The following is a 25,942-nucleotide window of genomic DNA, read 5'->3' on the forward strand; positions in this document are numbered from 1 at the left end:
TGGAACGGATGTTGCAAACCGCTAACATGGCGGATAGCTTCATTCATGTCTTTTACTGGTTAAAGTACAGACCGGCCTTGAAGCCGGCATCCATGAAATCAGTTCTGGGAGGAACGTCCGCATGTCCATCGCAGCCCGAGCCATGTCCGCCACCCGCCGCTCGCTTCTGGCCGGCATCGCCCTGTCCGTCGGCGTCTTCGCCGCCGGCGTGCCCGCCGCCTTTGCACAGAACCCGACGATCCCGATCATCGTGAAGGACACGACCTCCTTCTACTGGCAGATCGTTCTGGCCGGCGCCCGTCAGGCTGGCAAGGATCTCGGCGTCACCGTTCCCGAGCTCGGCGCGCAGGCCGAAACTGACATCAACGGCCAGATCTCGATCCTTGAGAACGCCGTCTCCGGTTCGCCCGCCGCCATCGTCATCGCGCCGACCGAGCGCTCCGCCCTCGGCGCTCCGATCACGGAAGCCGCCAAGTCCGTTCCGGTCATCGGCATCGACTCCTCGGCGGAATCGGACGCCTTCACCTCGTTCCTGACGACCGACAACGTGCAGGGCGGCCGCATCGCGGCGGACGGCCTCGCGGCGGCCATCAAGGCCAAGACCGGCAAGGAAGAGGGCGACGTCGCGCTCATCACCAACTCGCCGAATGCTGGCTCGCTGGAAGAGCGCAAGAAGGGCTTCGTCGAGCAGCTCGCCGCCAAGCATCCGGGCCTAAAGCTCGTCGCGGACAAGTATGCCGACGGTCAGGCCGCGACTGGTCTCAACATCACGACCGACCTTCTGACCGCCAACCCGAACCTCGTCGGCATCTTCGCCTCGAACCTCATCATGGCCCAGGGCGCAGGGCAGGCGGTCGCCGAGAACGGCGTGAAGGACAAGGTCGCGCTGATCGGCTTCGACTCCGACGAGCGTCTCGTCGGTTTCCTGAAGGACGGCGTCATCTCCGCCCTCGTGGTCCAGGACCCCTACCGGATGGGCTACGACGGCATCAAGACGGCGCTCGCGGCCTCCAAGAAGGAGAGCGTCGAGAAGTTCGTCGACACCGGCGCGAACCTCATCACCACCGAGAACATGAACGAGGCTCGCTCGCAGGAGCTGCTGAACCCCAAGGTTCAGTAAGGCCCGCCGCCATCGGCGCGGCGCCCGCCCTGCGGGCGCCGATCCTTGAGCCTTCGCCCGCCGTCCGCCGCCATGCGGGGCGGGCGCGGGTCTTCGACAGTTAGGGGAGCCGAGCCGTGTCGAGCGCCACCGCATCCGCCGCGTCCAAGCCTGCCGCCGGCCTCGGCGTTCCCATCCTGGAGCTGCGTGGGCTCGAGAAGAGCTACGGCCCCGTTCTCGCGCTGAAACCCGCCTCGCTCGCCTTCGAGGAAGGCGAGGTCCATGCCATCGTCGGCGAGAACGGCGCGGGCAAGTCCACGCTGATCAAGCTCCTGACGGGCGTCATCCGGCGTTCGGGCGGCGACATTCTCTGGCAGGGCCAGACGGTGGCTCTGGCCGATCCGCAGGAGGCGATCGATCGCGGCATCAACGCCGTGCATCAGGAGGTCGTTCTCTGCCGGCACCTGACGGTCGCCGCGAACATCTTCCTCGGCGACGAGCGGACCAAGTTCGGACTTCTGAAGAAGCGCGAGATGACCCGCGCCGCGCAGCAGATCCTCGACGATCTCGGCTTCCAGCTTCCCGCCGACGCGCTGCTCGGCTCGCTCACCATCGGGCAGCAGCAACTCGTCGCGACGGCGCGCGCCTCGCTGCGCGGCACGCGCTTTCTCATCTTCGACGAGCCGACCGCCTACCTCACCCGCCAGGAGGCCGCGCAGCTCTTCGCGCTGATCCGGCGCCTGAAGGCCGAGGGCGTCACCATCGTCTATATCAGCCACCGGATGGAGGAGGTCTTCGAGCTCGCCGACCGCGTCTCGGTCCTGCGCGACGGAACGCTCGTCGGCACGCGCCTCATCGGCGAGACCGACGATGCCGAGCTCGTCGCCATGATGATCAACCGGACGCTGGAGCAGATCTACCACAAGGAGACGATCCCCTTCGGCAAGACGCTGATCGAGACGCGCGGGCTCTCCGGCCCCGGCTTCGAGGACGTCTCGATCACGGTTCGCGCCGGCGAGATCGTCGGGCTCTACGGCCTCATCGGCGCCGGCCGCTCCGAATTCGCGCTGAGCCTCTTCGGACGCCATCCGAAGACGGCCGGCGAGATTCTCTGGAAGGGCGAGCCGGTCGACATCCGCTCCGAGCGGCGGGCGATCGACCTCGGCATCGCGCTGGCGCCGGAAAGCCGCCGCGACCAGGGTCTGGCGCTGAACCTGCCGATCGGGCTGAACCTCAATCTTCCGATCTACGACCGGCTGACGCGGGGCCTGACGATCTCCGGCCGCCGCGAGAACGAGCATGCGGACCGGCAGATCAAGGATCTCGCGATCAAGACGCCGAGCCGCGCCTCGCTCGCCTCCTCCATGTCCGGCGGCAACCAGCAGAAGATCGTCATCGGCAAATGGCTGAACCACGGCGCGGAGATCTTCATCTTCGACGAGCCGACGGTCGGCGTCGATGTCGGCACCAAGGCCGAGATCTACCGCCTCTTCGGACGGCTCCTGAAGGACGGGGCGGGGATCCTCCTCATCTCCTCCTACCTGCCGGAGGTCTACGAGCTGGCGGACACGCTGCACGTCTTCCGCACCGGCCGCCTCGTCGCGACGCGCGAGCATCGCTCGGCCAGCCACGAAGACATTCTCGCCCAGGCCATCGGCGTCTGACGACCCCCGACCCATCCGGCCCGACCCATTCGGAAGGACACCATGACCCTTCAGTCATCGAACGCCAACGCGGCGGCGGCGGCCGCAAAGCCCCGGCGAAACTGGAATTTCCTCTTCGCGCTGACGCTGCTCGGCCTGCTTGTGCTGCTCTGGGTGGCGCTCGCCGCCGCGACGCCGAATTTCGCCAGCCAGAACAACATCTCGAACCTTCTGCGCCAGGGCTCGATGATCGCGATCCTGGCGCTCGGCCAGACCTTCGTCATCATCACCGCCGGCATCGATCTCTCGGTCGGCGCCATCGTCGGCTTCTCGACGACGGTCATCGCCTGGCTGCTCCAGGCGGGCGTGCCGGTTCCGGTGGCGATCCTCCTGACGCTGCTGATGGGCCTTGCGATCGGCATCTTCCATGGCTTCGGCATTGTGCGGATGGGCCTGCCGCCCTTCATCATCACGCTGGCCTCGCTGACCGCGCTTCGCGGCATCGGCCTCCTCATCACCAACGGCTCGACGATCTCGATCACCAATGCCGGCTTCAACGAGTTCTCGCGCAACAACTTCCTCGGCATCCCCAACCTCTTCTGGATGGTGATCGTGGTGGCGGTGCCGGCCTATTTCTTCCTGCATCGCTCGCGCTGGGGGCGCTATCTCTTCGCGGTCGGCTCCAACCCGGAGGCCGCGCGCCTCTCCGGCGTCAACGTTCCGCGCATGATCTATCTCGCCTACAGCCTCTCCGCGCTCTGCGCCGCCTTCGTCGGCGTGCTTCTGGCCGCGCGCATCGGCGTCGGCAACGCGACGCAGGCGGAAGGCTGGGAGCTTCAGGCCATCGCTTCCTCGGTCATCGGTGGCACCAGCCTCTTCGGCGCGGTCGGCTCGGTGCAGGGGCCGCTGATCGGCGCCTTCATCCTCGCCACGATCAACAACGGCGCGAACCTCCTGAACGTCAATTCCTTCTGGCAGCGCATCATCACGGGCGGGCTGATCATCGTGATCGTCTATTTCGACGGCCTGCGCCGGCGCGGCCGGTAAGATCTGAGGGCCGAGAACACGGGAAGGGCGGCGATCCGGGATCGCCGCCCTTTTTCATTCCTGGACCTGATAGAGCGTGACGCCGCCGCCCGCACCCGGCTCGATCGGCGGCAGTGCGCCCGGCGCCATCGGCGCGTCCTCCGGGGTGGGCAGGGCCTGGCCCGTCGCGACCGACGTCCATTCGTGCGAGAAGCTTCTGAGATCGGCGGCGGGCTGCGGCTCCTGCTGCCATGCCTCGCGGCGGCGGACGGGCTCGGCCATCGGCTCCAGCGTGCCGTAGCGGGCGGGATCGACGGCGCTCGCCTCGCGGCGCTGGGTCGGCACGTAGTCGAGCCGGGCCTGCTTGCGGCGCACCATGTCCTGCGTTGAGGAGGCGTCGCGGCGCTTCTCGTAGAAGGCGTTGCCGCCGAGAATCGCGACATAGTGCATGTTGTTGTAGGGGTAGGAGTAGCCGGCGGTGTGGAAGAACATCGCCTTGCCGACCTTCGGGTGGCGCTGGCCCTTCAGCACGACGCGCGCGGTCTTGTAGGCGAGGTCGCGACCCTTGCCCATCGGCTTGGAGAGAACGCCCGGCGCGAACTGCTTCTTCTGGCCGACGACGCCGCAGACGGAGTTCGGATATTTGCCCGACTTCAGCCGGTTCATCACGACCGTGCCGACGGCCATCATGCCTTCGGGGCTGGAACGGTTCGACTCGAAGTACATGGCGCGCGCCATGCAATCCTGCGCCGACAGGGTTGGCATGCGCGCACAGCCCGACATGAGGGCAAGCGCCAGCAGCGGAGCTGCCCGCAAGGCCGGATGTCCGAGCGGAAGGAGGCGTCGGGAGCGGGTGGACATGGGCTTCCCGTGTCATGGACAAGACGTCTCAATTTGAACCGCAACCCTTAACGATTCGTCGACGTCCAGCTTCCCGCAAGCTTTTCATGCGTGCGCGGATCGCAAAGCCGGGTACGCAGCCCGGTCCGACATGGCCTCGAGCGGGCTCGTGTCCGTCGCCGGACAAATGGAAAGGCCCCGAACCTTTCGGTTCGGAGCCTTTTCGTTTCGTCGTGATCCTGAAGGATCAGATCGTGGTGGCGCGGGCCGGGAGCACGCGGTCGGCATAGACCGGGTGGACGACGCCCGAGCGGCCGCCGAGCCAGCCGGCGACGGCGCCGAGAACCAGCGAGAAGAAGGCGATCAGGGCGCCGGTCGAGACGACGGAGGCAGCCGTGTCGGCGGCCTGGACGGCCTGTTCCTTGGCGGTCGCGACAGCCTGCGTGTAGCGGGCCTCGTAGGTCTGCACGTCCGTGCGAGCCTGCTCGATCGGGATGTTTCGGGCGCTGGCCAGCGCCGTGGCGGCACGCTCGCGCGCATCGGCCTTTTCGCTCTCGTCGCCGGTGACGACGGCGCGCATGGCGGAGACGGCCGCGGCGTTCAGCGCCTCGGGGTCCGTGCCGGTCGCGCGGATCTGCTGCTCGAGATCGTCCAGCGGGTTCATTTCGGAGATCGCGGGAGCCGCCGTCTGCGCGACGGTCTGGCCGATGCCGCCGACCGCCGAGGAGATGCCGCTGAAGGCGCCGCCGATGATGCCGCCGGCAGCGGTCGTCAGAAGGTAGATCACGAGGAGCGTGGTCGCCGCCCAGGTGGTGAGGCCGTGGAAGGCTCCGGTCGTCGGGATGGTCTTGCCGGACATGCGGGCCGCGACGTAGCCGCCGGCGAAGGAGGCGACGATGCCGGAGACGACGTACCAGACGCCGGCGGCGATCGAGAACGTGCTCGCCATCGGGCTGTCGCCGGTGGCCGGGTCGATCGTGGCGACACCGATGCCGATGCCGAGCATGGTCAGGAGCACCTGCACGACGATGGCGACGACGATGCCGGCGAAGATGGCGCCCCAGGACACCTTGTTCATCAGCGAAGCCTTGGCCTCCCCATCGAGCGATGTGCCCAGCGTTCCGTTGGAGCCGAGAACGGCCGATCTTGCTTCACTCATGGGATACACCTCGAAGACGCCGGTGCTGTTCGCAAGCCGGACAAATGACACTAGAGGCCTTCGAAACGTTCACTGCTCCATAAGGTTCGCCTGCGCCGCGAATTCTTTTCGGCAGCCGGCTTTCCTCGTTCTTGGCGCTGGCCGAGCGGTCTTCGCGCACCTATCTCGCCCCATTCCTTCTCGCACGGGCGTTCCATGAACCTTCGTTTCTCCGCCGAACCCTCCATCTCCGAACGCGCTTGCTCCACGGCGGACGAGGCCCTGGCGCTGAGCGCCGTGCCCTCGATCGTCGTCATCGGCGATCTAGTGGAGGGTTGGCCGCCGCGACAGGGACGAGGCCTCGATGTGGAGGAGGCGGAGCGATACTGGCGCGAAGCCCCGGTGGAGCAGTGCTTCGGACCGGTCGGCGATCCGATCGCGGCGCGCGAGACGCTCGCCGTCGTCGGCGGCTATCTGGAGCGGCTGCCGCTCGCCTGCGTCAGCGCCGGCCTCGTGGACCATGCCGAGATCTGGCATCATTGGCGCGGGGAGGGGCCGGGCCCCTTCCGCCGCGACGGACAGCTACTCGCCCGCCGCGCCTTCAGGATCGACGAAGAGGGCGCGCCCTTCGCCTCCAGCGACATGCTGGGCTTTCTGCGCGCCCATGGGGCGCCGCATATTCTCGTCGTCCTGGGTCTCGGCGTCGACGAAGCCGTTCTTCGCGCCTGCGGCCGGAGCTTCAAGATCTACAACTCGATCGACGCGCCCGCGCTCCGCGTGCCGCCGGAGGTCAGCCGGCATTTCGATCTCGTGCTGACCGGGGCGGAGTGGCAGTCGGAGGCGGTGCGCGCGCGTCATCCGGACATGGCGACCGAGATCATGCCGATCGGCCCGGAATTCGCCGATCCCGAGACTTTCCGCCCGCTCGGAACGGCAAAGGACTACGACCTCGTCTATGTCGCGGCGGCGCAGGGCTACAAGCGGCACGACATCCTCTTCGATGCGCTCGAGCGCCTGCCGCGCTCCATCCGCGCGCTCTGCGTCTTCGGCTATGGCGAAATGGCGGAGGATCTGAAGCGCCAGGCGGACGAGCGCGGGCTTTCCGTCGATGTCGTCGGCCCGCCCGGCGTGCCTTTCGCCGAGGTCAACGCGCTGATGAACCGGGCACGCATCGGCCTCGTCTGCGGCGTCGACGACGGGGCTCCGGCGATCATCACCGAATATATGCTGGCCGGTCTTCCCGTCCTCGCCAACGAGCGTCTGAGCTGCGGTCTCCAGTTCATCACGCCCGAAACGGGACGGACGGCACCAGCCGAGGGTTTCGCGGACGCGATCACGGACATGCTCGCCGATCTCGACCGTTTTCGGCCGCGGGAGATCTCGCTGGAACGATGGGTCTGGCCGCACACGGTGGCGCGCCTCACGGCGAGCGTAGGTCCGACTTGATAAAGACCTCCTGACGCGGTCGCCGCCGGAGAACGCAACGGTAAGTCTGACGTTCAGACTTACCGCATTGCACTTCGGAGATCGCCTTGCAGCAGCCCGCCGACGCACCGGACCCCGCTCAGGGCTCTCACCAGAGCGACGCCGTTCGGTTCGGCAGTGCGGAACCGCCGATCATCTGCTTCTCGCATCTGCGCTGGGACTTCGTCGTCCAGCGCCCGCAGCATCTGATGCGCCGCTTCGCGGCCGGGCGGCGCGTGTTCTTCTTCGAGGAGCATATCGGCTGCGACCATCCGCTGCCCTATCTCGAATACCATCCGTTTCCGGCCGACGGCGTGATCGCGATCCGTCCGCGCCTGCCCCATTGGTGGAGCGAGGCGGAGCGCGAGGCGGGGCTTCGCGACCTGCTCGCCATGCTGATCGAGACCAGCCTGCCGGCCCCGCCGGTCCTCTGGTTCTACACGCCGATGATGTTCGCCTTCGCGAAAGACGTTCCGGCAGCGGCGGTCGTCTACGACTGCATGGACGAACTCGCCAACTTCAAGTTCGCCGATCCCCGCCTCCTGATCGAAGAGGCCGCCCTTCTCGCGCGGGCAGACGTCGTGTTTACCGGCGGCTTCAGCCTCTACGAGGCCAAGCGCGACCGCCATCCGAACATCCACCCGTTTCCCTCGGCCGTCGATGCCGATCATTTCGCCAAGGCGCGGGCGTCCCGGGCGGTCGCGCCGGAGGATCAGCGCGCGCTGACGCGCCCGGTGCTCGGCTTCTTCGGCGTCGTGGACGAGCGGATCGATCTCGACCTTCTCGCCCATCTGGCGGCGGCGCGGCCGGGCTGGTCGATCGTGATGATCGGACCCGTCATGAAGATCGATCCGGCGCATCTGCCCCGGCCCGCGAACATTCACTGGCTCGGCGGCCGGCATTACAGCGAGCTGCCGGCGTATCTCTCGGGCTGGGACGTGGCACTCATGCCTTTCGCGCTGAACGAGGCGACACGCTTCATCAGTCCGACCAAGACGCCGGAATATCTGGCGGGCGGCGTGCCCGTCGTCTCCACGGCCATCACGGATGTCGTGCGCCATTACGGGGCGATCGAGGGCGTGCGGGTCGCCGATCGCGAAGGGTTCGTCGCGGCCTGCGAAGCGATGCTGGCTCTGCCGAAGGCGGGGCCCTGGCGCGAGGAGGCCGATGCGCTGCTCGCCGAGATTTCCTGGGAGCGCACGCAGCAGGCGATGGCGGCGCTCCTGACGGACGCGGTCGTGCAGGCACGCAGCACCCGCGCCCATCCGGCGAACGACGAGAAGCTGGCCGCGCCCGTCGCGCGGGCGGCGGGGCGGCGCAAGCCGGTGGACGTGCTCGTCGTCGGCGCGGGCTTTGCCGGGTCGGTGCTTGCCGAGCGGCTGGCGGAGGGCTCCGACCAGCGCGTCCTCGTCGTCGACCGGCGCGATCATATCGGCGGCAATGCCTATGACCATGTCGATGCCGCCGGCATTCTGGTCCATCGCTACGGGCCGCACATCTTCCACACCAACAGCCGTTCGATCGTCGACTATCTCTCCCGCTTCACCGAATGGCGCCCCTACGAGCACCGCGTCCTCGCGAGCGTCGCGGGCAAGCTTCTGCCCATCCCGATCAACCGGACGACGCTGAACGGGCTCTATGGCCTCGACCTCCAGAACGAGGCGGAGGCGGCGAGCTTCCTCGCGGCGCGCGCGGAGCCCGTGGCGGAGGTGCGCACGTCCGAGGACGTCGTGGTCGGAACGGTCGGGCGCGATCTCTACGAGACGTTCTTCCGCGGCTACACGCGCAAGCAATGGGGTCTCGACCCGTCCGAACTCGACCGATCCGTGACCTCGCGCGTGCCGACCCGCACCTCGACCGACGATCGCTACTTCCTCGACACGTTTCAGGCCATGCCGAAGGCGGGCTACACGGCCATGTTCGAGCGCATGCTGGATCACCGCAACATCGCGGTGGAGACGTCCGTCGAGTTTCGCGACGTGATGAAGGAGGTCGATGCCGAGCGGATCGTCTTCACCGGGCCGATCGACGAGTTCTTCGACCATCGCTTCGGGCCGCTGCCCTATCGCTGCCTGACCTTCCGCCACGAGACGCTGGACCGCGAGACGTTCCAGCCGGTGGCCGTCGTGAACTACCCGTCCGAGGACGTCTCCTTCACGCGCATCACGGAATACAAGCACCTGACCGGCCAGAGCCATCCGCGAACCAGCATCAGCTACGAGCACTCGTCCCCGACCGGAGACCCCTATTACCCGGTGCCGCGCGAGGAAAACCAGGCGATCTACCGGCAGTACGAGCGGCTGGCGGCGGAACGGCCGGACGTCTCCTTCGTCGGGCGCCTCGCGACCTATCGCTACTACAACATGGACCAGGTCGTCGGTCAGGCGCTCGCGGCCTATCGGCGGATGAGCGGGCTCGGCTCCGGCGCGCCCCAGGCCCTCGTCACGGCCAGCCCGACGCCTTGAGCCTTCGTCCCGACACCGGCCGGCCGCCGGAGCCGCCGCTGCGCATCTGTCTTGCGACCGACAGCCTGGAGCCCTCCGGCGTCGGCGAGCACATGATCCTGCTCGCCGAAGAGCTCGGCGCGCGGGCGGAGATCGTCATCGCCGCCGATCCGCGCTCCGGCCTTCTGGAGAAGGCGGCGCGGAAGGGCCTTGCCGTGAAGCGCCTCGGCGCCGATTTCGAGACTTGGCTCGCGCGGAGCGGGATCGAGGTGCTCCACGTCCATGCCGGTATCGGCTGGGAGGGGCATGATCTGGCGCGCCTTGGACGCAGCGCCGGCGTCGCCGCGATCCTGCGCACCGAGCATCTGCCGGATGTTCTCGTCGACGAGGCGCAACGGCTGGAGCACGCGGAGAACCTCGCTCATCTCGACCGGCTGATCTGCGTCTCCGAGGGCGCCGAGGCGACGTTTCGCGCTGCGGGCTGCCCGGACGATCTCCTCGCGACCGTGAGGAACGGCGTGCGCCGCCTTCCATCGACGGCTTCGCGCGAGGCCGTTCGCAAGGCGCTCGGCGTTGCGCCCGACGCTCTCCTTCTCCTGACGCTCGCCCGCTTCACCGAGCAGAAGGGGCATCGCCATCTCCTCGAGGCATGGCCCGCCGTTCTGGCGGCCCATCCCTCGGCCGAGCTTCTTCTTGCCGGGTCCGGTCCGCTGGAGGCGCCGATGCGGGCGGAGGTCGAGGCGGCGGGGCTCGGCGCGTCCGTCCGCTTCCTCGGAACCCGGACCGATGTCGGCGACCTCCTCGCGGCCGCCGATCTCTTCGTCCTGCCCTCGCTGTTCGAGGGCCTGCCGCTCGTCGTCCTCGAAGCCATGGCCGCGGGACTGCCGGTCGTGGCGACCCGCATTCCGGGCACGGCCGAGGCCGTGGAGGAGGGCGCGACCGGCTGGCTCGTCCCGCCCGCCGACAGCCCGGCTCTCTCTCGGGCGCTCGTCGCCGCGCTCGGCGACCTTAAGGCGCGCGCCGCGCGCGGCGCTGCAGGCCGGGAGCGTTTCGATCATCATTTCAACGCATCGCGCATGGCGGAGGAGACCTTCGGGCTCTACCGCGCGGCGATGCCCTCGCAAAGGCACGGATCGTCCATGACCAAGACCCGCATCGGCTTCATCGGCTCCGGCGGCATCGCGCAGCGCCATCTCGGCATTCTCGAAACCTTCGAGGACGTCACGATCGCCGCCTTCGCCGATGTCGATCGGGGCCGTGCCGAGGAGGCCGCCGCGCGCTTCGGCGCCCGCGCCTTCGCCGACCACGAGGAGATGCTGGCGGCGGTGGAGCTCGACGCGCTCTACATCTGCGTGCCGCCTTTCGCGCATGGGGCGCCGGAGCGCGCCGCCATCGAAAAGGGTCTGCCCTTCTTCGTGGAGAAGCCCGTGGGCCTCGATCTCGCGACGGCGGAGGCGATCTCGCGCGACGTGACCGCGGCCGGTCTCGTCACGGCGGTCGGCTACCACTGGCGCTATCTCGACACGGTGGACGAGGCGCGCCATCTGCTGGCGCGAAACCCGGCCCAGTTGTTGTCCGGCTACTGGCTGGACTCCACGCCGCCGCCGCAATGGTGGTGGCACGAGGACAAGTCGGGCGGCCAGATGGTCGAACAGACGACCCATCTCCTCGACCTCGCGCGTTTCCTCGTCGGCGAGGTGACGGAGGTCTACGGGCGGGCGGGCCACAAGGACCGGCCGGAGTTTCCCGGCCTCGACGTGCCGACGGTGACGACGGCGAACCTCACCTTCCAGTCCGGCGTCGTCGCCAACATCTCCTCCACCTGCCTTCTCGGCTGGAACCATCGCGTCGGGCTGCACATCTTCGCGGACAAGCTGGCGATCGAGCTGACCGACCGCGACATCATGGTCGATGTCGGCCGGGGCCGTCCCGTGCGCGGGGCGGACGGCGATCCGGTCTGGCGCGAGGATCGCGACTTCGTCGATGCCGTTCGCGGCGGCGAGAACCGCATCCGCTGCCCCTATGCCGACGCGCTGGAGACGCATCGTCTGGCGCTCGCCGTCGTCGAAAGCGCGCGCAGCGGCGAGCCCGTGCGTCTGGAACTGCCGGCGCTCGCGCGGGCGGAGCCGGCGCCCTTGCTCCCGCAGCCGCGCGCCGAGCCGCCGCAGGGTCTGCCGCCCGGCCACCGCCACATCCGCTCGCTCGGCTTCGAGCGGCCGGGCAAGGCCTATCATTTCCAGTACGAGGAGGGTCCTCCCGGCGAAGGCCAGGTCCGGCTCGACACGCTCTATACGGGCTTTTCCGCCGGCACGGAGCTGACCTTCTACAAGGACACCAATCCCTATCTCCATTCGCGCTGGGACGGCGGGCGCTCGGTCTTCGTGCCCGGCGAGGCGAGCCAGCATTTCCCCGTGCCTTTCCTCGGCTACATGGAGGTCGCGCGCGTGTCGGAGGCTCGCGCGCCGGGCTTTGCGCCGGGCGACGTCGTCGCCTCGACCTATGCCCACAAGTCCGGCCACACGGCCGACCCGTTCCACGATCTTCTCGTCAGGATGCCGGCCGGGATCGATCCGATGCTCGGCATCTACGTCGCGCAGATGGGGCCGATCGCGGCGAACGGCATTCTCCACGCCGATGCCGAGATGGCGGGCGTCAACGTCGCCAAGCTCGGCGAGGGCGTCGCGGGGCGTCCGGTCCTCGTGATCGGCGCCGGTGTCGTCGGCCTTCTGACGGCGCTCTTCGCCGCGCGTGCGGGCGCGGCCGAGATCGTCGTCGCCGATCCCTCGCCCTTCCGGCGCGAGAAGGCAGAGGCGCTCGGCTTCACCGCCATGGACGAGGAACAGGCCTGGGGCTACGCCAAAGCGTACTGGCATCATGGCGGCGGCGATCGCGGGGCGGATTTCGTCTTCCAGACGCGCGCCTCCTCGGCGAGCCTGCACGCCGCGCTCCGCGCCCTGCGGCCGCAGGGCACCGTCATCGATCTCGCCTTCTACCAGGGCGGCGCGGACCATGTGCGGCTCGGCGAGGAGTTCCACCACAACGGCCTCTCCATCCGCTGCGCGCAGATCAACCGTGTGCCCCGCGGCCTCGGCTTCGCCTGGACGAAGCGGCGTCTCGCCGCCGAGACGATCGGCCTGCTCGCCGCGCGCGGCGAGGATATCAAGGCGCAGATGATCACCCATGTCGTGCCCTTCGACGAGGCGCCTGCCTTCATCGACCGGCTCGTGGCGGAGCGGCCGGACTTCCTGCAGATCGTCTTCAAGGTTCACGCCTGATGGAGGACGAAGCGGAACCCGTCCGTATCCTCTTCGTCTTCGCCTGGCTCGTCGTCGGCGGGGAGGAGACGGAGGTCCGGCTTCTCGCCGAGCATCTGGACCCCGCCCGATACCGGATCGAGGTCGTCGCCTGCTTTCGCAAGGAGGGGATGCCCGAGCAGACGCATCGGCAGCTGGAAGCGCTCGGCGTTCCCGTCGACCGCACGCCCTATGCGCTCTCCTTCGAGGACACGGTCTCCTATCTCGCCGGCAAGCTCCCGGCCTACGACATCGTCGTCTCCTGCCAGAACGTCGCCGACATCTATCCGGCGCTGGAGCGCCTGCATTTCAGGCCGCCGCTGATCGAGCATGGCGGGCTCGTCTCCGAGGCGCTGGGCGGGCCGAAGCACCTGACGGCGCGCTATGTCGGCGTCTGCCGGACGATCCGCGACGCCGCCGCCGCGAGGATGCCCGGGCGGGAGGCCCATGCGCTCGAAATCCCCTCCATGGTCGATCTCGGTCCCTTCGACCGGGCGAGCCGGACTGCGGCCCGCCAAGCGCTCGGCCTCGCGCCGCAGACGCCGCTCGTCGGCTGGCTCGGGCGGCTCGATCCGAAGAAGCGGGTGGAGGACTTCATCGCCGCCGCCGCGCTCGTCCACGCCGCAAGGCCCGATGCGCGCTTCCTCGTCATCGGCGGGGCCGACGCCTTCCTGCCGCATTACGAGGCGGAGCTGAAGGCGCGGGCGAAGCTGCACGGTCTCGACGGCGCCCTCGTTTTCCTCGGCGACCGGGCCGACGTGCCGGAGCTTCTCGCAGCGCTCGACGTCTTCGTCTGGCTGTCGCGCGGCGAGGGCATGCCGCATGTCATCGCGGAGGCCGGCGCCGCGCGTCTGCCCGTCATCGCGACGCCCGACAACGGGGCGCTGGAGCAGATCGCGGACGGCGAGACGGGTCTTTTCGTGCCGCACGAAGACCCCGCCGCCACAGCCGCGGCGATCTCACGCCTTCTCGCCGACCCCGCTCTTCGCCGTCGGCTGGGCGAGGCCTTGCGCGCGAAAGTGGTTCGCGACTACGCGGTCGAGGCCGTCGTCCCGCAATGGGAGGCGCTCTTTGCGGACGTGCTGGCCGAACGCGGGTCGAACCGGTCGGCGCCGCGGCTCTTTTCCAGCTTCTTCCACGGCGGGTTCGAGTCCTCCTCGCATCGCCGGGCGCACGATCGCCGGCGGGTGGACATGATCGCGGCGACCGACCACGATCGCCATGCCGAAAGCGACTATCGCGCGTTGGCGGGCCACGGCATCCTGACCGTTCGCGACGGCCTTCGCTGGCATCTGATCGAGCGCAGCCCCGGCGTCTACGACTGGTCGAGCCTGATGGATCAGCTTCGCGCGGCCGAGGCGACGGGCACGGAGGTCGTCTGGGACATTCTCCATTATGGCTGGCCGGACGATCTCGACATCTGGCGGCCGGACTTCGTGACGCGGTTCGCGACCTTCGCGCGGGCGGCGGCCGAGGTGATCGCGGCGCGGACGAGCGGCGCGCCGATCTTCGCGCCCGTCAACGAGATCTCCTTCTTCGCCTGGGGCGGTGGAGATGCCGGCTATCTCAATCCCTTCGCGAACGGCCGGGGCCATGAGCTGAAGGTTCAGCTCTGCCGCGCGGCCATCGCGGCGATGGAGGCGATCCTGGCCGTGGTGCCGGGGGGGCGCTTCGTCCATGCCGACCCGGTCATCAACGTCATCTGCGATCCCGGCCGGCCGGGCGATGCGCCGCATGCGGAAGGGCACAGGCAGGCGCAGTTCCAGGCCTGGGACATGATCGCCGGGCGCTCCTGGCCGCAGATCGGCGGGTGCGAGGCGCTGCTCGATATCGTCGGGGTGAACTACTACTTCAACAATCAGTGGATCCACGGCGGCCCGCCGATCGATCTTGGCCATCCGCTCTACAAGCCCTTCCGTCGCATTCTCGCCGAGACCTACGCGCGCTACGGCCGCCCGATCTTCGTCGCGGAGACCGGCATCGAGGCGGAGCGCCGGCCCGCCTGGCTCGCCTATGTCTGCGCGGAGGTGCGCGCGGCCATGCGCTCGGGCGTGCCGGTCGAGGGCATCTGCCTCTATCCCGTGCTCGACCATCCCGGCTGGGACGACGAGCGCTACTGCCCGAACGGCCTGCTTCAGTTCGAGAAGGGCGAGGGCCGGCGAACCGCCTATGCGCCGCTCGCCGCCGAACTGCAGCGCCAGCGCCGGCTCTTCGAGGCAGAGACGGGGGCGGCGAAGCGCGGCGCCTGAGCGAGACGCGAAACGCAAAGAGCCGGGTTTCCCCGGCTCTTGCAGTCCTCGGCTGATACGTTGAATCCGCTACTTCGCGTAGGACTTCGCCATGACGGCGAGCGGCTTCACGCGGATCTTGTCGGCATTGCCGGCCGTGCCGAAGGAGACGAAGCGGTCGACGCAGACGGCCTTGGCGGCTTCCATCGCGGGTTTGAGATACTTGCGCGGATCGAACTCGCCGGGATCGTTCGCGAAGACCGTGCGGATCGCGCCGGTGATGGCGAGACGAAGGTCGGTGTCGATGTTGATCTTGCGCACGCCGTGGCGGATGCCGCGCTGGATCTCCTCGACCGGCACGCCCCAGGTCGGCTTGATCTCGCCGCCATGGGCATTGATGATCTCGCAGAGCTCCTGCGGCACGGACGAGGAGCCGTGCATCACGAGATGGGTGTTCGGCAGGCGCTTGTGGATCTCCTCGATCACGCCCATGGCCAGCACGTCGCCATCCGGCTTGCGCGTGAACTTGTAGGCGCCGTGGCTGGTGCCCATGGCGACGGCCAGCGCATCGACGCCGGTCTCGGCGACGAAGCGGGCGGCCTCTTCCGGATCGGTCAGGAGCTGGTGCTCCTCCAGCTTCTCCGTCGCGCCGTGTCCGTCTTCCTGGTCGCCCATCCCGCTTTCCAGCGAGCCGAGAACGCCGAGCTCGCCTTCCACGGACACGCCCGCGGCATGGGCCATCTCGACGACGGTCCGGGTGATGCCGGCATTGTAGGCGTAGTCGGCCGGCGTCGTGCCGTCCGCCTTCAGCGAGCCGTCCATCATGACGGAGGTGAAGCCGTTCTGGACGGCGGTGACGCAGGTGGCCAGCCCGTTGCCGTGGTCGAGATGCATGACGACAGGGATGTGCGGGTAGAGCTCCACGAGGCCGTCGATCAGCCGGGCGAGCACGATGTCGTTGGCATAGGCCCGGGCGCCCCGGCTGGCCTGGATGATGACCGGCGAGCCCGTCTGGTCGGCGGCGGCCATGACGGCGAGGCCCTGTTCCATGTTGTTGATGTTGAAGGCGGGGACGCCGTAATTGTTCTCGGCGGCGTGGTCGAGCAGCTGGCGGAGCGTGATGCGGGCCATGATGAAGGGTCTCCCGAAAAGGCTGAAACGTTGCCGTCGCCTGACGCAAGGGGCTGACGGTGCCCTCTGATGCCCCTGACCGCGACGGCCGAACTCGTCGGATGATTTGTTAGTACGGGGTCCTTCGCGTCACAATAGAATTTCTCAAAATCACATTTCTTATGTTGTAAAAATCGATTGAAATGTTAAATCCTCTGCATTGAGCGGCCCTCGGGCTGTGGAGAACCTAAGTCGTGAAGCGCGAACATCGTCGGCGAGACATCATCGATCTGCTCGCCGAAGGCGGTTCCGCCTCGCTCGACATGCTGGCCCATCACTTCGCCGTCTCGAAGATGACGATCCACCGCGATCTCGACGAGCTGGAGGCCGAGGGCCTTCTGCGCCGGACGCGCGGCGGCGCAACGATCGAGGCGAGCACGCAGTTCGAGAGCGACTTCCGCCACCGCACGCAGATCGCGGCGGACGAGAAGCGGGAGATCGCGCGGCGCGCGGCCGAGTTCATCGAGCCCGGCATGAGCGTCATGGTGGACGACGGCTCGACCTCGCAGACGATCCTGCCCTTCCTCATCGAGAAGCGGCCGCTCACCGTCATCACCAACAATATGGGCCTGATCACAGAGCTCGCGAGCGAGGCGGGAATCAACCTCATCGCCCTCGGCGGCACGTTCTCCCGCAAGTTCAACGGCTTCTTCGGCGCGGTGACGGAAGGCGCGCTGAACTCGCTGCGGGCCGATCTCGCCATCATCTCCAGTTCGGCCATCCAGGGGCGGACGGCCTTCCACCAGGACCAGGAGGTTCTGGAGGTGAAGCGACGGATGATCGGCTCCTCGGCGCGGCGCTATCTCCTGGTCGATCACGGCAAGTTCGGCCGCACCGCGCTGCATCTCCTGACCGATCTCGGCGTCTTCGACGGCGTCGTGACGTCGAGCGCGCTGGCCCTCGAGACCGCCGAAAGCCTGCGGCAGGGCGGTGTCACGTTGCATTTCGCGGAGGAACTGGAAGCATGACCGAGACACCGTCCGTCTTCATCGGCACGAGCTGGAAGATGAACAAGCTGCTGGCCGAGGCGCGGCACTTCGCCGAGCGGCTGGCCGAGGCCTCCGGCGACCCGCGCATTCAGCGCTTCGTCATTCCGCCCTTCACCTGCGTGCGCGAGGTGGCGTCGATCCTCGAGGGGAGCGACGTTCTCGTCGGCGCGCAGACCATGCATTGGGCCGATCAGGGCGCCTGGACCGGCGAGATATCGCCCCCGATGCTCAAGGATTGCGGCGCGAAGATCGTCGAACTCGGCCATTCCGAGCGGCGCGCGCATTTCGGCGAGACCGACGAGACGGTGGGCCTCAAGACCGAAGCCGCCGTCCGCCACGGGCTCGTTCCGCTGATCTGCATCGGCGAGAGCGGCGAGGACAAGACGGCGGGGCGGGCGGACGCTGTGCTGAAACGCGAGGTCGAGAGCGCGCTCGGCAGGCTGACGGGCGACCAGAAACAGGCGCCGATCCTCCTTGCCTACGAGCCGGTCTGGGCCATCGGCGAGGGCGGCACGCCGGCCTCGCCCGACTATGCCGACGAGCGGCAGGCCGGGATCGTCGAGGCGGCGGCCGGAATTCTCGGCCGGCGTGTTCCCTGCCTCTACGGTGGCAGCGTGAACCCCGGCAATGCCGCCGAGCTGATCGTGCGCCCCCATATCGACGGGCTCTTCATCGGCCGCTCCGCCTGGAGCGTCGAAGGCTATCTCAACATCCTCGCGCGCTGCGCCGAGGTGCTTTAAAACCAAGGGAGACGAAGCGTTCCGCGAGCCTCTTCCAAGGTCGGGCGCGGCGCTTCCCAGGAGAAGGAACAGTCCCATGAAGATCGCAATCGCCGGAGACAGCGCGGGCGCTCCGCTCGCCAAGGCCCTCGCCACCTATCTTGAAGGCCGCGACGGCCTGACCGTCTCGGAGGTCTCGACCCCGCCGACCGGCTCCGACGAGGCCTATGCCAACCTCTCCGAGCGCGTGGCGAGCGGCGTTCTCGACGGCACCTACGATCGCGCGATCCTGTGCTGCGGCACCGGCATCGGCGTCGCCCTGTCCGCCAACAAGGTGCCCGGCATCCGCGCCGCGCAGACCCACGACACCTATTCCGCCGAGCGCGCCGCTCTCTCCAACAACGCCCAGATCATCACCATGGGCGCCCGCGTGATCGGCACCGAACTCGCCAAGAGCATCGCCGACGCCTATCTCGCCGTCGAGTTCGACCCGAACGGTAAGTCGGCCGGCAACGTCCGCGCGATCGACGATCTCGACCGGAAGTATCACGGCGCCTGAGACTCTCGGCGCTTTCGCTGGTCGGATGATTCAAGGAGAGCGGGGGTCTCATCAACGCCCGCTCGATGGCCTCATACGTAGAGCACAGTGGAAGCCGTGCCCTGAAGCTCGCAGACCTCGACGGTGGCGACCAGCTTCTTCCCCCTGCGGGGAGAAGTGCCCGGCAGGGCGATGAGGCGCACCATCGCGGGCAGAATGCGGCGACGCGCTCGGGCGCCGCCCCCTCATCCGGCTGCCGCCACCTTCTCCCCGGAGGGGAGAAGACTGAAATTCCTTCGAGTCTGGCGCAACGCGCCGTCAACTCGCCGCCTGCGCCAGCCAGCGCGAGACGCTGTCCTGCGTGTGGTCGAACGAGCGGACGCCCGCGTCGGAGCCGAGGCCGCCGGCGACGAGGGCGGCGACGCCTTGGGCGAAGCGGACGGCGTCCTCGGGGTTCATGCGGTGGTGGAGGGCGGTGATGAAGCCGGCGTCGAAGGCATCGCCGCAGCCGGTCGTGTCCACGACCTCGATCGGATAGGCGGGCACGCGAAGGCGGGTGCCCTCGGCATCGGCATAGAAGGCGCCGTCGCCGCCGAGGGTGAAGACGCAGGTCTTGGCGCCCTTGTCGAGATAGAAGGCGGCGCAGTCTTCGGGGCCGGTGAGGCCCGACATGTCCTGCGCCTCTTCGATCGAGGGCATGAAGTAGTCGATATAGGGCAGGAGCGGCAGGACGAGACCGGCGGTCTCGGCGGAGGCGGCGATGAGGTCGAAGGTGACGGTCCGGCCCCGGCGCTTGGCCTCCTGGAGGAGCGTCACGCTCCGTTCGCCGTCGAGCTTGCGCAGAAGGCCCGTGCCGCCGAGATGGACGATCGGGGCCGAGAAGACCTGGTCGTAGAGATGCTCCGGCAGGTCGAAATGGTCGGAGGCGCCGCGCTGGTGCAGCGCGGGGCGCTCGCCGTTCGGGCGGATGTTGAGGATGGTCGCGGAGGTCGGCACGCCCGGCAGACTCTGCATGGCCGATGTGTCGATGCCGAGCCGGTCCATGGCGCCGATAACGAAATCGGCCTTCTCGTCCTGCCCGACCGCGCCGACGGCGAGGCTCTTCAGTCCGAGCTTGGCCGTGTTCACCACCACGCCGCCGGCAGTGCCTGCGACGGTCAGCTTGATCTCGTCGATGAACTCGACATTGCCCCGGTCGGGGATCTTCGTGACGGGACGGCCGAGAACGTCGAGAATGTAGAGGCCGATGACGGAGACGTCGTAGCGCATGGCTTTTTGGCCCTCAGCTGTCGAAGCGGATGCCGTCGGCGAAGAGCATGAGGCGCTCGCGCGGAACGGAGAGATGCACGGTGCCGCCGAGCGGGGCGGGCGGGCGGCGCTCGGTGTTGACCTTGATGTCGGTCTCGCCGATCCGGGCGCGCGTCAGATATCGCCCGGCAATGCCGATCGCCTGATCCATGAGCCGGGCAGGCACGCTGCCGGCGACCGGCTCGCCCGTCATGCGCACGCGCTCCGGGCGGATGCCGACCGTGATCTTGGCCGAGGTCGGCAGATTCGCGGGGGCGGGCAGGGGTTCGGCGAGGATGGGGGAGGCGACGAGGCCGTTCGAGAGGGTGGCCGCCACGAAGTTCATGCCGGGATTGCCGAGGAACCAGCCGCCGAACTCCGAGGTCGGCTCGTTGTAGAGCACCTGCGGCTTGTCGTATTGCAGGATGCGGCCGCTCTTCATGAGCGCGATCCGGTCGGCCAGCGTCATCGCCTCGGTCTGGTCGTGCGTCACGTAGACAATCGTCTGCCGCAGCCGCTGCGTCACCAGCTTGAAGGCGCGAATGAGCTGGAGCTTGGCGTTGACCTCCACGTTCGTCGTCGGTTCGTCGAAGAGCACGATCTCCGACTGGCGCGCGACCGCCCGGCCGACCGCCACCTTCTGGCGCGTGCCGGCGTCGAGATCCTCGATGAAGGCATTGCCGAGCGAGCGGATGTCGAGAACGTCCAGAACCTCGTCCACCCGGCGCTGCCGCTCGGCGGCGGAGACGTCGCGATCGTGGACCATCGGCAGGGCGATGTTCTCGGCGACGGACAGCGTCGGGTACATGACGGGATACTGGAAGACCATGCCGACATTGCGCTTCCTCGGCGGCAGGGCCGTGACGTCGCGTCCGCCGAAGAGGACGCGGCCCGTCGTCGGGCGTTCGAGCCCGGCGAGCATGCGCATCAGCGTCGTCTTCCCGCAGCCGGACGGCCCGAGAAGGCAGGCGACCTCGCCATCGGCGAAGCGCATGTCGATGTCGTCCACCGCCGTGAAGGCGCCGAAGCGCTTGGTGACATGCTCGATGGTGATCTCGGCCATCAGCGCAGCCCTCCGCTCAATCGCTTGTCCAGCCGGGCCCCGGTCGTCCGGTCGAAGAGCATGATGTCGGCGGGATCGATGGCGAGGCGGAGCTTGGCACCGAGCTCGGGCGGCAGCGCGCCGGACAGAGGCAGGGTCGCGGTCAGCGGATAGCCGGCGCTCTCCAGATAGACCACCGCCTCGCCGCCGAGGTTTTCGACCAGCGTCACCTCGGCGGGAAGGTCGAGAAGGGTGCCGGACGGGGAGAGCGTGTCGTCCGATCCGAGCCGCACCGCTTCGGGCCGAAGGCCCGCGACGATCTCGCCGTCGCGAATGCCGGAAAAGCCGCCGGCCGTCAGCGGCCCGGCCTGAAGCCGGCCTGCGGAAATCGTGCCGGGCACGAGATTGGCATGGGGGAAGCCGACGAGATCGAGCGAGCGGACATGGGCGGGCTCGTCGTAGACCGTGATCGCCTCGTCGTGCTGCACGACGCGGCCCTTGTCGAGCACGACGAGGCGCTGCGCCATGGTGAGCGCCTCGAGCGAGTCCGAGGTCGCATAGAGGAAGGTCGCCTTCAGCTCCTCGCGAAGGCTCTTTAGCTCGTCCATCAGGCGCTCGCGCAGCTTGTAGTCGAGCCCGACGAGCGGATCGTCGAGAACGAAGATCTCGGCATTCTTCAGAAGGCCGCGGGCGACGGCGACGCGCTGCTTCTCGCCGCCGGAGAGCTGGTCCGGCGTCTTCTTCAGAAGGTGGGTGATGGCGAGGATGCCGGCCGTGCGATCGACGCGCCGGGCGATCTCGTCCTTCGGCGCTTTGGCGAGCGTCAACGGATAGGCCATGTTCTGGGCGACCGTCTGGTGCGGATAGAGGGCGAAGCTCTGGGGCACGTAGCCGATTGGCCGCTCCGCCGGAGGCAGAGCCGTGATGTCGCGGCCCGATAGGAGGATGCGGCCGGAATCGGGCTTCTCCAGCCCGACGAGGATGCGGAAGAGCACGGATTTGCCGGAGGCCGGCGGGCCGCAGATGACGGTGAAGCTCTGCGGCTCGACGGTGAGATCGAAGCCGTCCAGCGCGCGCTTGGCGCCGAAGGTGCAGAAGAGGGACTGGAACTCGACGGACACTTCGGCTCAACGCCCCAATTGCGAGAAATAGGGCACGAGGACGATGCCGACGGAGAAGACGATCGCGACGATGCCGAGGACCATGGCGATGAAGCCGATGCTGTGTCCGGCCGAGGCGTCCTTGCGAAGATTGCCGACCGCGATCTGCAGAAGGGTCGAGACGACGAGGACGCAGAGGCCGATCTTGTAGAGCGTCAGGTTGTAGCGCTGCGCGATGAGGAGGATGCCGAGGACGAGACTGACGATCAGCGTCGTCTCCAGCCGTTCGGGGAACGAGCGAGCCTGCTTCATCGCCTCAGACCTCGCCGCGGACCGTGCCGAAGGTCATGCCGACGAGCAGGTATTTTTGGAAGATGTAGATGAAGGCGATCGGCGGGATGATGTAGATCGAGGTCATCGACGCGATGAAGGTCCAGTTCACGCCGCCGTCGGCATAAGTTCCGACGGCGAGCGCATAGGGAATGTTCTGCGTGGTGACACCGCCGATGATGAAATTGAACAGGAATTCGTTCCAGACGAAGATCAGGTTGAAGATGAAGGCGGCGATCAGGCCTGGCCGCACCTGCGGCAGCACGACCTTGAAGATGACGTGGAACCAGGACCCGCCGTTCACGATGCCGGTCTCGTCGAAGCGCGTGGAGACGCCGTCGAGAAAGCCCTTCAGGATCCAGACGGAGAAGGGGATCGAGAACATCGCGTAGAAGAGCATCAGCCAGAGATGCGAGTCCTTCCAGCCGAAGGCCACGTACATGAGGAAGACCGGCAGGATGACGGCCGGTCCCGGCAGCATGCGGATCGAAAGCAGCAGGAACATCAGGAAGTCCGTGCCCTTCGGCCGGAAGCGCGAGAAGCAGAAGGCCGCGAGGAACGAGACGAAGACCGCGATGACGACCGCGCCGAGCGACAGCACGATCGAGTTGCCGATCTGGAGAAACAGCGCATCGCGCTGGAAGAGGGCGACGTAGTTTTCCAGCGTCGGCGTGAAGATCAGCTTCGGCGGCATGGCGAGGATGTCGGTGCGCGTCTTGAAGGAAGCGAGCACGATCCAGGCGATGGGCGCGAAGAAGAGGAGCGAGATCGCCCAGAGGCCGGCATAGTAGAGGCCGTTGCGAAGACGGTTCATGGCGTCAGCCCTCCCGCCGGCGTCGAAGGTTGAGGACGAAGATGAAGACGCTCGTCATGGCGATCGAGATGAGGAGGAGGAGGACGGAATAGGCGGAGGACCAGCCCATGTTGAAGCTCTCGAAGGCTTGCTTGTTCAACTCGATGGCGACGAGGCGCGTCTGCTGGCCCGGCCCGCCCTTCGTCATCGGGATGATGAGGTCGAGCGTCTTGAAGCTGTCGATCGTGCGCAGGAGGATGCCGAGCATCAGGATGAACTTGCCGTGGTGCCAGATCACGAGGCTGAGGCGGCGGTGGAAGGGGATGCGGTCGATCTCGGCCGCTTCCAGCTCGGCTTTCGGCACCGAGCCGAGGGCGGCCAGCGTCATCAGCGTCATGAAGGGCGTCCACATCCAGCAATCGACGGCCAGCACCGCCCAGAAGGCGATGGCGGGATTGCCGAGAAAGTCGATCGGGCCGGTGTCGAAGAGGCCGCTCGACATGGCGTTGAGCACGCCGAAGGTCGGATCGTAGATGAAGCGGAAGAAGGTGCCGGTCGCGACCGGGGTCAGCACCATCGGCGCGAAGAGAAGCGTGAGGGCGAGCCGCCGGCCCGGCATGTCCTTGGAGCCCCAGAACAGGAAGCCCAGCGCCGCGCCGAGCACGGTCTGGATGCCGACGCCGAAGAGGACGAAGGTGAAGGTGCGCGACAGGTCGTACCAGATCGCGTTCTTGGAATTGAAGATCTGGATGAAGTTGCGAAAGCCGACGAAGTCGGGCGGCATGCCGCCGGTCAGCGAAAAATTGTAGAAGGACAGGCCGAGCAGCCAGAGCGTCGGGATCGTGTTGAAGACGACGAAGAAGACGATGACGGGCGCGAGCAGCACCGCGACCAGCGTCTTCCTGTTGTCGAGAAGGCGGGAAAGCCCGCGCCTCGGGGCAGCTGTCGTCGACATGGGTGTTCCGTGTTTCTCGAGGTCGAAGCTGCTTCTTCTCCCCTGCGGGGAGAAGGTCCCGCCCCTCGGCAGGCTCGGGAGGGGGATGAGGAGGCGAGCGTGGTGCCCGCCCCCTCATCCGGCCGCTTCGCGTCCACCTTCTCCCCCTGGGGGAGAAGAATGGCGCTTCATCCTGTCAGGCCGCGAGTTTCGCTCTCAGAGCGAGGTCATCGCGCACATGTCGGAGGGCGCGGTCTTGGCCGTGCCGCTGTCGTTCAGAATCTGCTGCTGGGCGCAGGCGATGTAGTCGAGCACGGCCTTCGGATCGCTCGACTGGCCGGTGACGAAGGAGGAATAGCCCTCCTGCTGGATCGCCAGCATCTCCGAATATTTCGGATCGTGCCAGAAATCGCGCGAGCGTCCGTCTTCCAGCATGAACTTGTAGGTGCGGTTCCACGGGTTGATCTCGTCGAAATCGTCGCGCGAAAGCGTCGCCTTGTCGGCGGGATTGCCGCCGCGCTTGGCGAATTCCAGCGCCGTGTCCGGCTGGTACCACCAGTTCATGAAGTCGAGCGCGACGCGCATCTTCGTCTCGTCGTTGAAGGCGTTGATCACCCAGGGCTGCCCGCCCATGGAATAGACGCGCTTGGCCTCCCCGCCCGTGCCGTGCTTGGGCGGCGGCACGACGAGGACCTTGCCCTTCAGCTCCTCGGTGATCATGGCGGGGCCGACGGCCGCCCACTGGATGGTCGCGAAGACCTTTCCTTGCGTGAAGACGTCGATGCCTTCCGCGATGCCGATATTGGTCGCGCCGGGCGGCGCGTATTTCAGCCAGTCCTTGTAGGCCTGGAGGGAGGCGGCGTTGTTGTCGGTGTTGAGGATGCCCTCGATCTGGCCGGTCTTCGGGTCCCATGTCTCGCCGCCGCGGCTCCACAGGAAGTTGTTGAAGGCGCAGGTCGCGAAGTCGTAGACGCGGCTGTACTGCTGGGCGAAGCCCCAGCGCTGCTGGTCCGGCCGGGTGAAGAACTCCGCGACCTTCTCGAACTCGTCCATGGTGAGGTTTTCGAAGTCTTCGAAGGTCTGCGGCAGAGGCTTGCCGTACTTCGCCTGGAAGGCCTCCATCTCCTTGGGATCGGAGAGCCAGTCCTTGCGCACGAAGAGCGCCTCCACGTCGCCCTCCTGCGGCAGGCCCCAGATGTCCTGGCTGCCGTCGGGATAGGTCATGTAGGTGTCGATGACGGTCTGCGAGTACCAGTCGACCTGCAGGCCCTTGTTGGCCGCGATCACGTCGTTCAGCTTCAAGATCCAGCCGGGCTGGGCGAGCGCGCCGAGCCACTGACTGTCCGAGATGATGATGTTGAACTCCTGGCTCTTCGTAACGAGCGAGGTCGCCGCCTTCTGGAAGAGGTCGGAGAAGGGCGCCTCCTGGAAGGCGAAGGAAACGTTGTAGCCGTACTTCTCCTTCACGAAATCGGCGAAGAGCGGCGACATCTTCACGCCGAGCGAGGAGGGCACCCAGCCGGCGATGCCGAGGATGTTCATCTCGATCGACTGGCCCTTCAGCGGATGCGCTTCCTGCGCCGCGAGCCGATTGATGAAGGGCGCGCTCAAAGCACTGGAGAGACCGAATGCTGCAGCGCCCTTCAAAAGTGTGCGCCGCGGCATGATGAGTCCGTGCCCGGACCGTGGGGTCTGCTTCATGGAATCCTCCCGATGCAGCCCAGGGCTGCCGACCGTTTCAACCGACTTCTTGACGAAGCTCTCGTTTCACGACCTTCTCCCGAAATCAGCGGTTCGTTTGCTGTTTTCGGGTGTCGCGAATATTGGTTGGCGACATTATTCAAATCGGATACAACAAAAGTCAA

20 protein-coding genes are annotated in these 25,942 nt (G+C 67.4%); 10 read left to right on the plus strand and 10 right to left on the minus strand.

The genetic code is table 11. The annotated features are described in order from the left end of the window. Positions 1 to 121: 121 nt before the first annotated feature. From ASG62_RS16410 to ASG62_RS16420, 3 genes are all read left to right on the plus strand, one after another. Positions 122 to 1,120, plus strand: coding sequence for an ABC transporter substrate-binding protein (locus tag ASG62_RS16410; RefSeq protein WP_056693329.1), 999 nt, complete (start codon positions 122 to 124; stop codon positions 1,118 to 1,120). A 116-nt stretch (positions 1,121 to 1,236) separates the two neighbouring features. Continuing rightward, the gene (locus tag ASG62_RS16415; RefSeq protein WP_056693331.1) at positions 1,237 to 2,763 is read left to right on the plus strand and encodes a sugar ABC transporter ATP-binding protein; all 1,527 of its coding nucleotides are present in this window, start codon (positions 1,237 to 1,239) and stop codon (positions 2,761 to 2,763) included. Positions 2,764 to 2,805: 42 nt separating this feature from the next. Then, entirely contained in the window at positions 2,806 to 3,789 is a 984-nt protein-coding gene (locus ASG62_RS16420; protein ID WP_056693334.1) for an ABC transporter permease, read from the plus strand. 54 nt (positions 3,790 to 3,843) lie between these two features. On the opposite strand, the gene ASG62_RS25790 is transcribed toward ASG62_RS16420, so the two are convergent. Together ASG62_RS25790 and ASG62_RS16430 are read right to left on the minus strand one after the other, a co-directional pair. After that, a complete protein-coding gene (locus ASG62_RS25790; protein ID WP_082537124.1) occupies positions 3,844 to 4,629 on the minus strand; it encodes a cell wall hydrolase in 786 nt (261 codons plus the stop codon). Positions 4,630 to 4,855: 226 nt separating this feature from the next. Next, a complete protein-coding gene (locus ASG62_RS16430) occupies positions 4,856 to 5,767 on the minus strand; it encodes a hypothetical protein (protein WP_056693966.1) in 912 nt (303 codons plus the stop codon). Positions 5,768 to 5,962: 195 nt separating this feature from the next. Between ASG62_RS16430 and ASG62_RS16435 the strand changes: the two genes are divergently transcribed. From ASG62_RS16435 to ASG62_RS16450, 4 genes are all read left to right on the plus strand, one after another. Continuing rightward, the gene (locus tag ASG62_RS16435) at positions 5,963 to 7,192 is read left to right on the plus strand and encodes a glycosyltransferase (protein ID WP_082537125.1); all 1,230 of its coding nucleotides are present in this window, start codon (positions 5,963 to 5,965) and stop codon (positions 7,190 to 7,192) included. 227 nt (positions 7,193 to 7,419) lie between these two features. Next, entirely contained in the window at positions 7,420 to 9,675 is a 2,256-nt protein-coding gene (gene glf / locus ASG62_RS16440; protein ID WP_082537150.1) for a UDP-galactopyranose mutase, read from the plus strand. Between the two features lie 92 nt (positions 9,676 to 9,767). Beyond that, positions 9,768 to 12,929, plus strand: coding sequence for a glycosyltransferase (locus ASG62_RS16445; protein ID WP_082537151.1), 3,162 nt, complete (start codon positions 9,768 to 9,770; stop codon positions 12,927 to 12,929). After that, on the plus strand, positions 12,929 to 15,196 hold the full coding sequence (locus ASG62_RS16450; protein ID WP_056693336.1) for a glycosyltransferase family 4 protein: 2,268 nt from the start codon (positions 12,929 to 12,931) through the stop codon (positions 15,194 to 15,196). Before ASG62_RS16445 ends, ASG62_RS16450 begins: the two co-directional genes overlap by 1 nt. Positions 15,197 to 15,265: 69 nt before the next feature. On the opposite strand, the gene fba is transcribed toward ASG62_RS16450, so the two are convergent. Then, entirely contained in the window at positions 15,266 to 16,306 is a 1,041-nt protein-coding gene (fba, locus tag ASG62_RS16455) for a class II fructose-bisphosphate aldolase (RefSeq protein WP_056693339.1), read from the minus strand. Between the two features lie 233 nt (positions 16,307 to 16,539). On the opposite strand from fba, the gene ASG62_RS16460 reads away from it, so the two are divergent. From ASG62_RS16460 to ASG62_RS16470, 3 genes are all read left to right on the plus strand, one after another. Beyond that, positions 16,540 to 17,313 carry a DeoR/GlpR family DNA-binding transcription regulator gene (locus tag ASG62_RS16460; protein ID WP_056693342.1) on the plus strand — a complete coding sequence of 258 codons (774 nt, stop codon included), beginning with the start codon at positions 16,540 to 16,542 and terminating at the stop codon, positions 17,311 to 17,313. Beyond that, positions 17,310 to 18,074 (plus strand): triose-phosphate isomerase, encoded by a 765-nt coding sequence (locus ASG62_RS16465; RefSeq protein ID WP_056693345.1) that lies wholly within the window; start codon positions 17,310 to 17,312, stop codon positions 18,072 to 18,074. Before ASG62_RS16460 ends, ASG62_RS16465 begins: the two co-directional genes overlap by 4 nt. A gap of 76 nt (positions 18,075 to 18,150) precedes the next feature. Next, positions 18,151 to 18,612, plus strand: coding sequence for an RpiB/LacA/LacB family sugar-phosphate isomerase (locus ASG62_RS16470; RefSeq protein ID WP_056693349.1), 462 nt, complete (start codon positions 18,151 to 18,153; stop codon positions 18,610 to 18,612). Between the two features lie 297 nt (positions 18,613 to 18,909). Here the strand turns inward: ASG62_RS16470 and ASG62_RS16475 are convergent, their stop codons facing one another. The 7 genes from ASG62_RS16475 to ASG62_RS16505 all read right to left on the minus strand — a co-directional run bounded on the left by ASG62_RS16475 (position 18,910) and on the right by ASG62_RS16505 (position 25,742). Then, positions 18,910 to 19,860, minus strand: coding sequence for a carbohydrate kinase family protein (locus ASG62_RS16475; RefSeq protein ID WP_056693352.1), 951 nt, complete (start codon positions 19,858 to 19,860; stop codon positions 18,910 to 18,912). 13 nt (positions 19,861 to 19,873) lie between these two features. Beyond that, on the minus strand, positions 19,874 to 20,941 hold the full coding sequence (locus ASG62_RS16480; RefSeq protein ID WP_056693353.1) for an ABC transporter ATP-binding protein: 1,068 nt from the start codon (positions 20,939 to 20,941) through the stop codon (positions 19,874 to 19,876). Continuing rightward, positions 20,941 to 22,041 carry an ABC transporter ATP-binding protein gene (locus ASG62_RS16485; protein ID WP_056693354.1) on the minus strand — a complete coding sequence of 367 codons (1,101 nt, stop codon included), beginning with the start codon at positions 22,039 to 22,041 and terminating at the stop codon, positions 20,941 to 20,943. The genes ASG62_RS16480 and ASG62_RS16485 overlap by 1 nt, the downstream gene beginning before the upstream one ends. A 6-nt stretch (positions 22,042 to 22,047) precedes the next feature. Beyond that, complete coding sequence (locus ASG62_RS16490; protein WP_056693355.1) at positions 22,048 to 22,332, minus strand: hypothetical protein; 285 nt, start codon at positions 22,330 to 22,332, stop codon at positions 22,048 to 22,050. A 4-nt stretch (positions 22,333 to 22,336) separates the two neighbouring features. Continuing rightward, complete coding sequence (locus tag ASG62_RS16495) at positions 22,337 to 23,164, minus strand: carbohydrate ABC transporter permease (RefSeq protein ID WP_056693359.1); 828 nt, start codon at positions 23,162 to 23,164, stop codon at positions 22,337 to 22,339. Positions 23,165 to 23,168: 4 nt separating this feature from the next. Further along, a complete protein-coding gene (locus ASG62_RS16500; protein ID WP_056693366.1) occupies positions 23,169 to 24,098 on the minus strand; it encodes a carbohydrate ABC transporter permease in 930 nt (309 codons plus the stop codon). Between the two features lie 195 nt (positions 24,099 to 24,293). Continuing rightward, positions 24,294 to 25,742, minus strand: a complete 1,449-nt coding sequence (locus ASG62_RS16505; RefSeq protein ID WP_244488606.1) for an ABC transporter substrate-binding protein — start codon at positions 25,740 to 25,742, stop codon at positions 24,294 to 24,296. Between the last annotated feature and the right edge of the window lie 200 nt (positions 25,743 to 25,942).

Origin of the sequence: Aureimonas sp. Leaf427 (assembly GCF_001425485.1) — a bacterium.
In the GTDB taxonomy this organism is placed as follows: Bacteria; Pseudomonadota; Alphaproteobacteria; order Rhizobiales; family Rhizobiaceae; genus Plantimonas.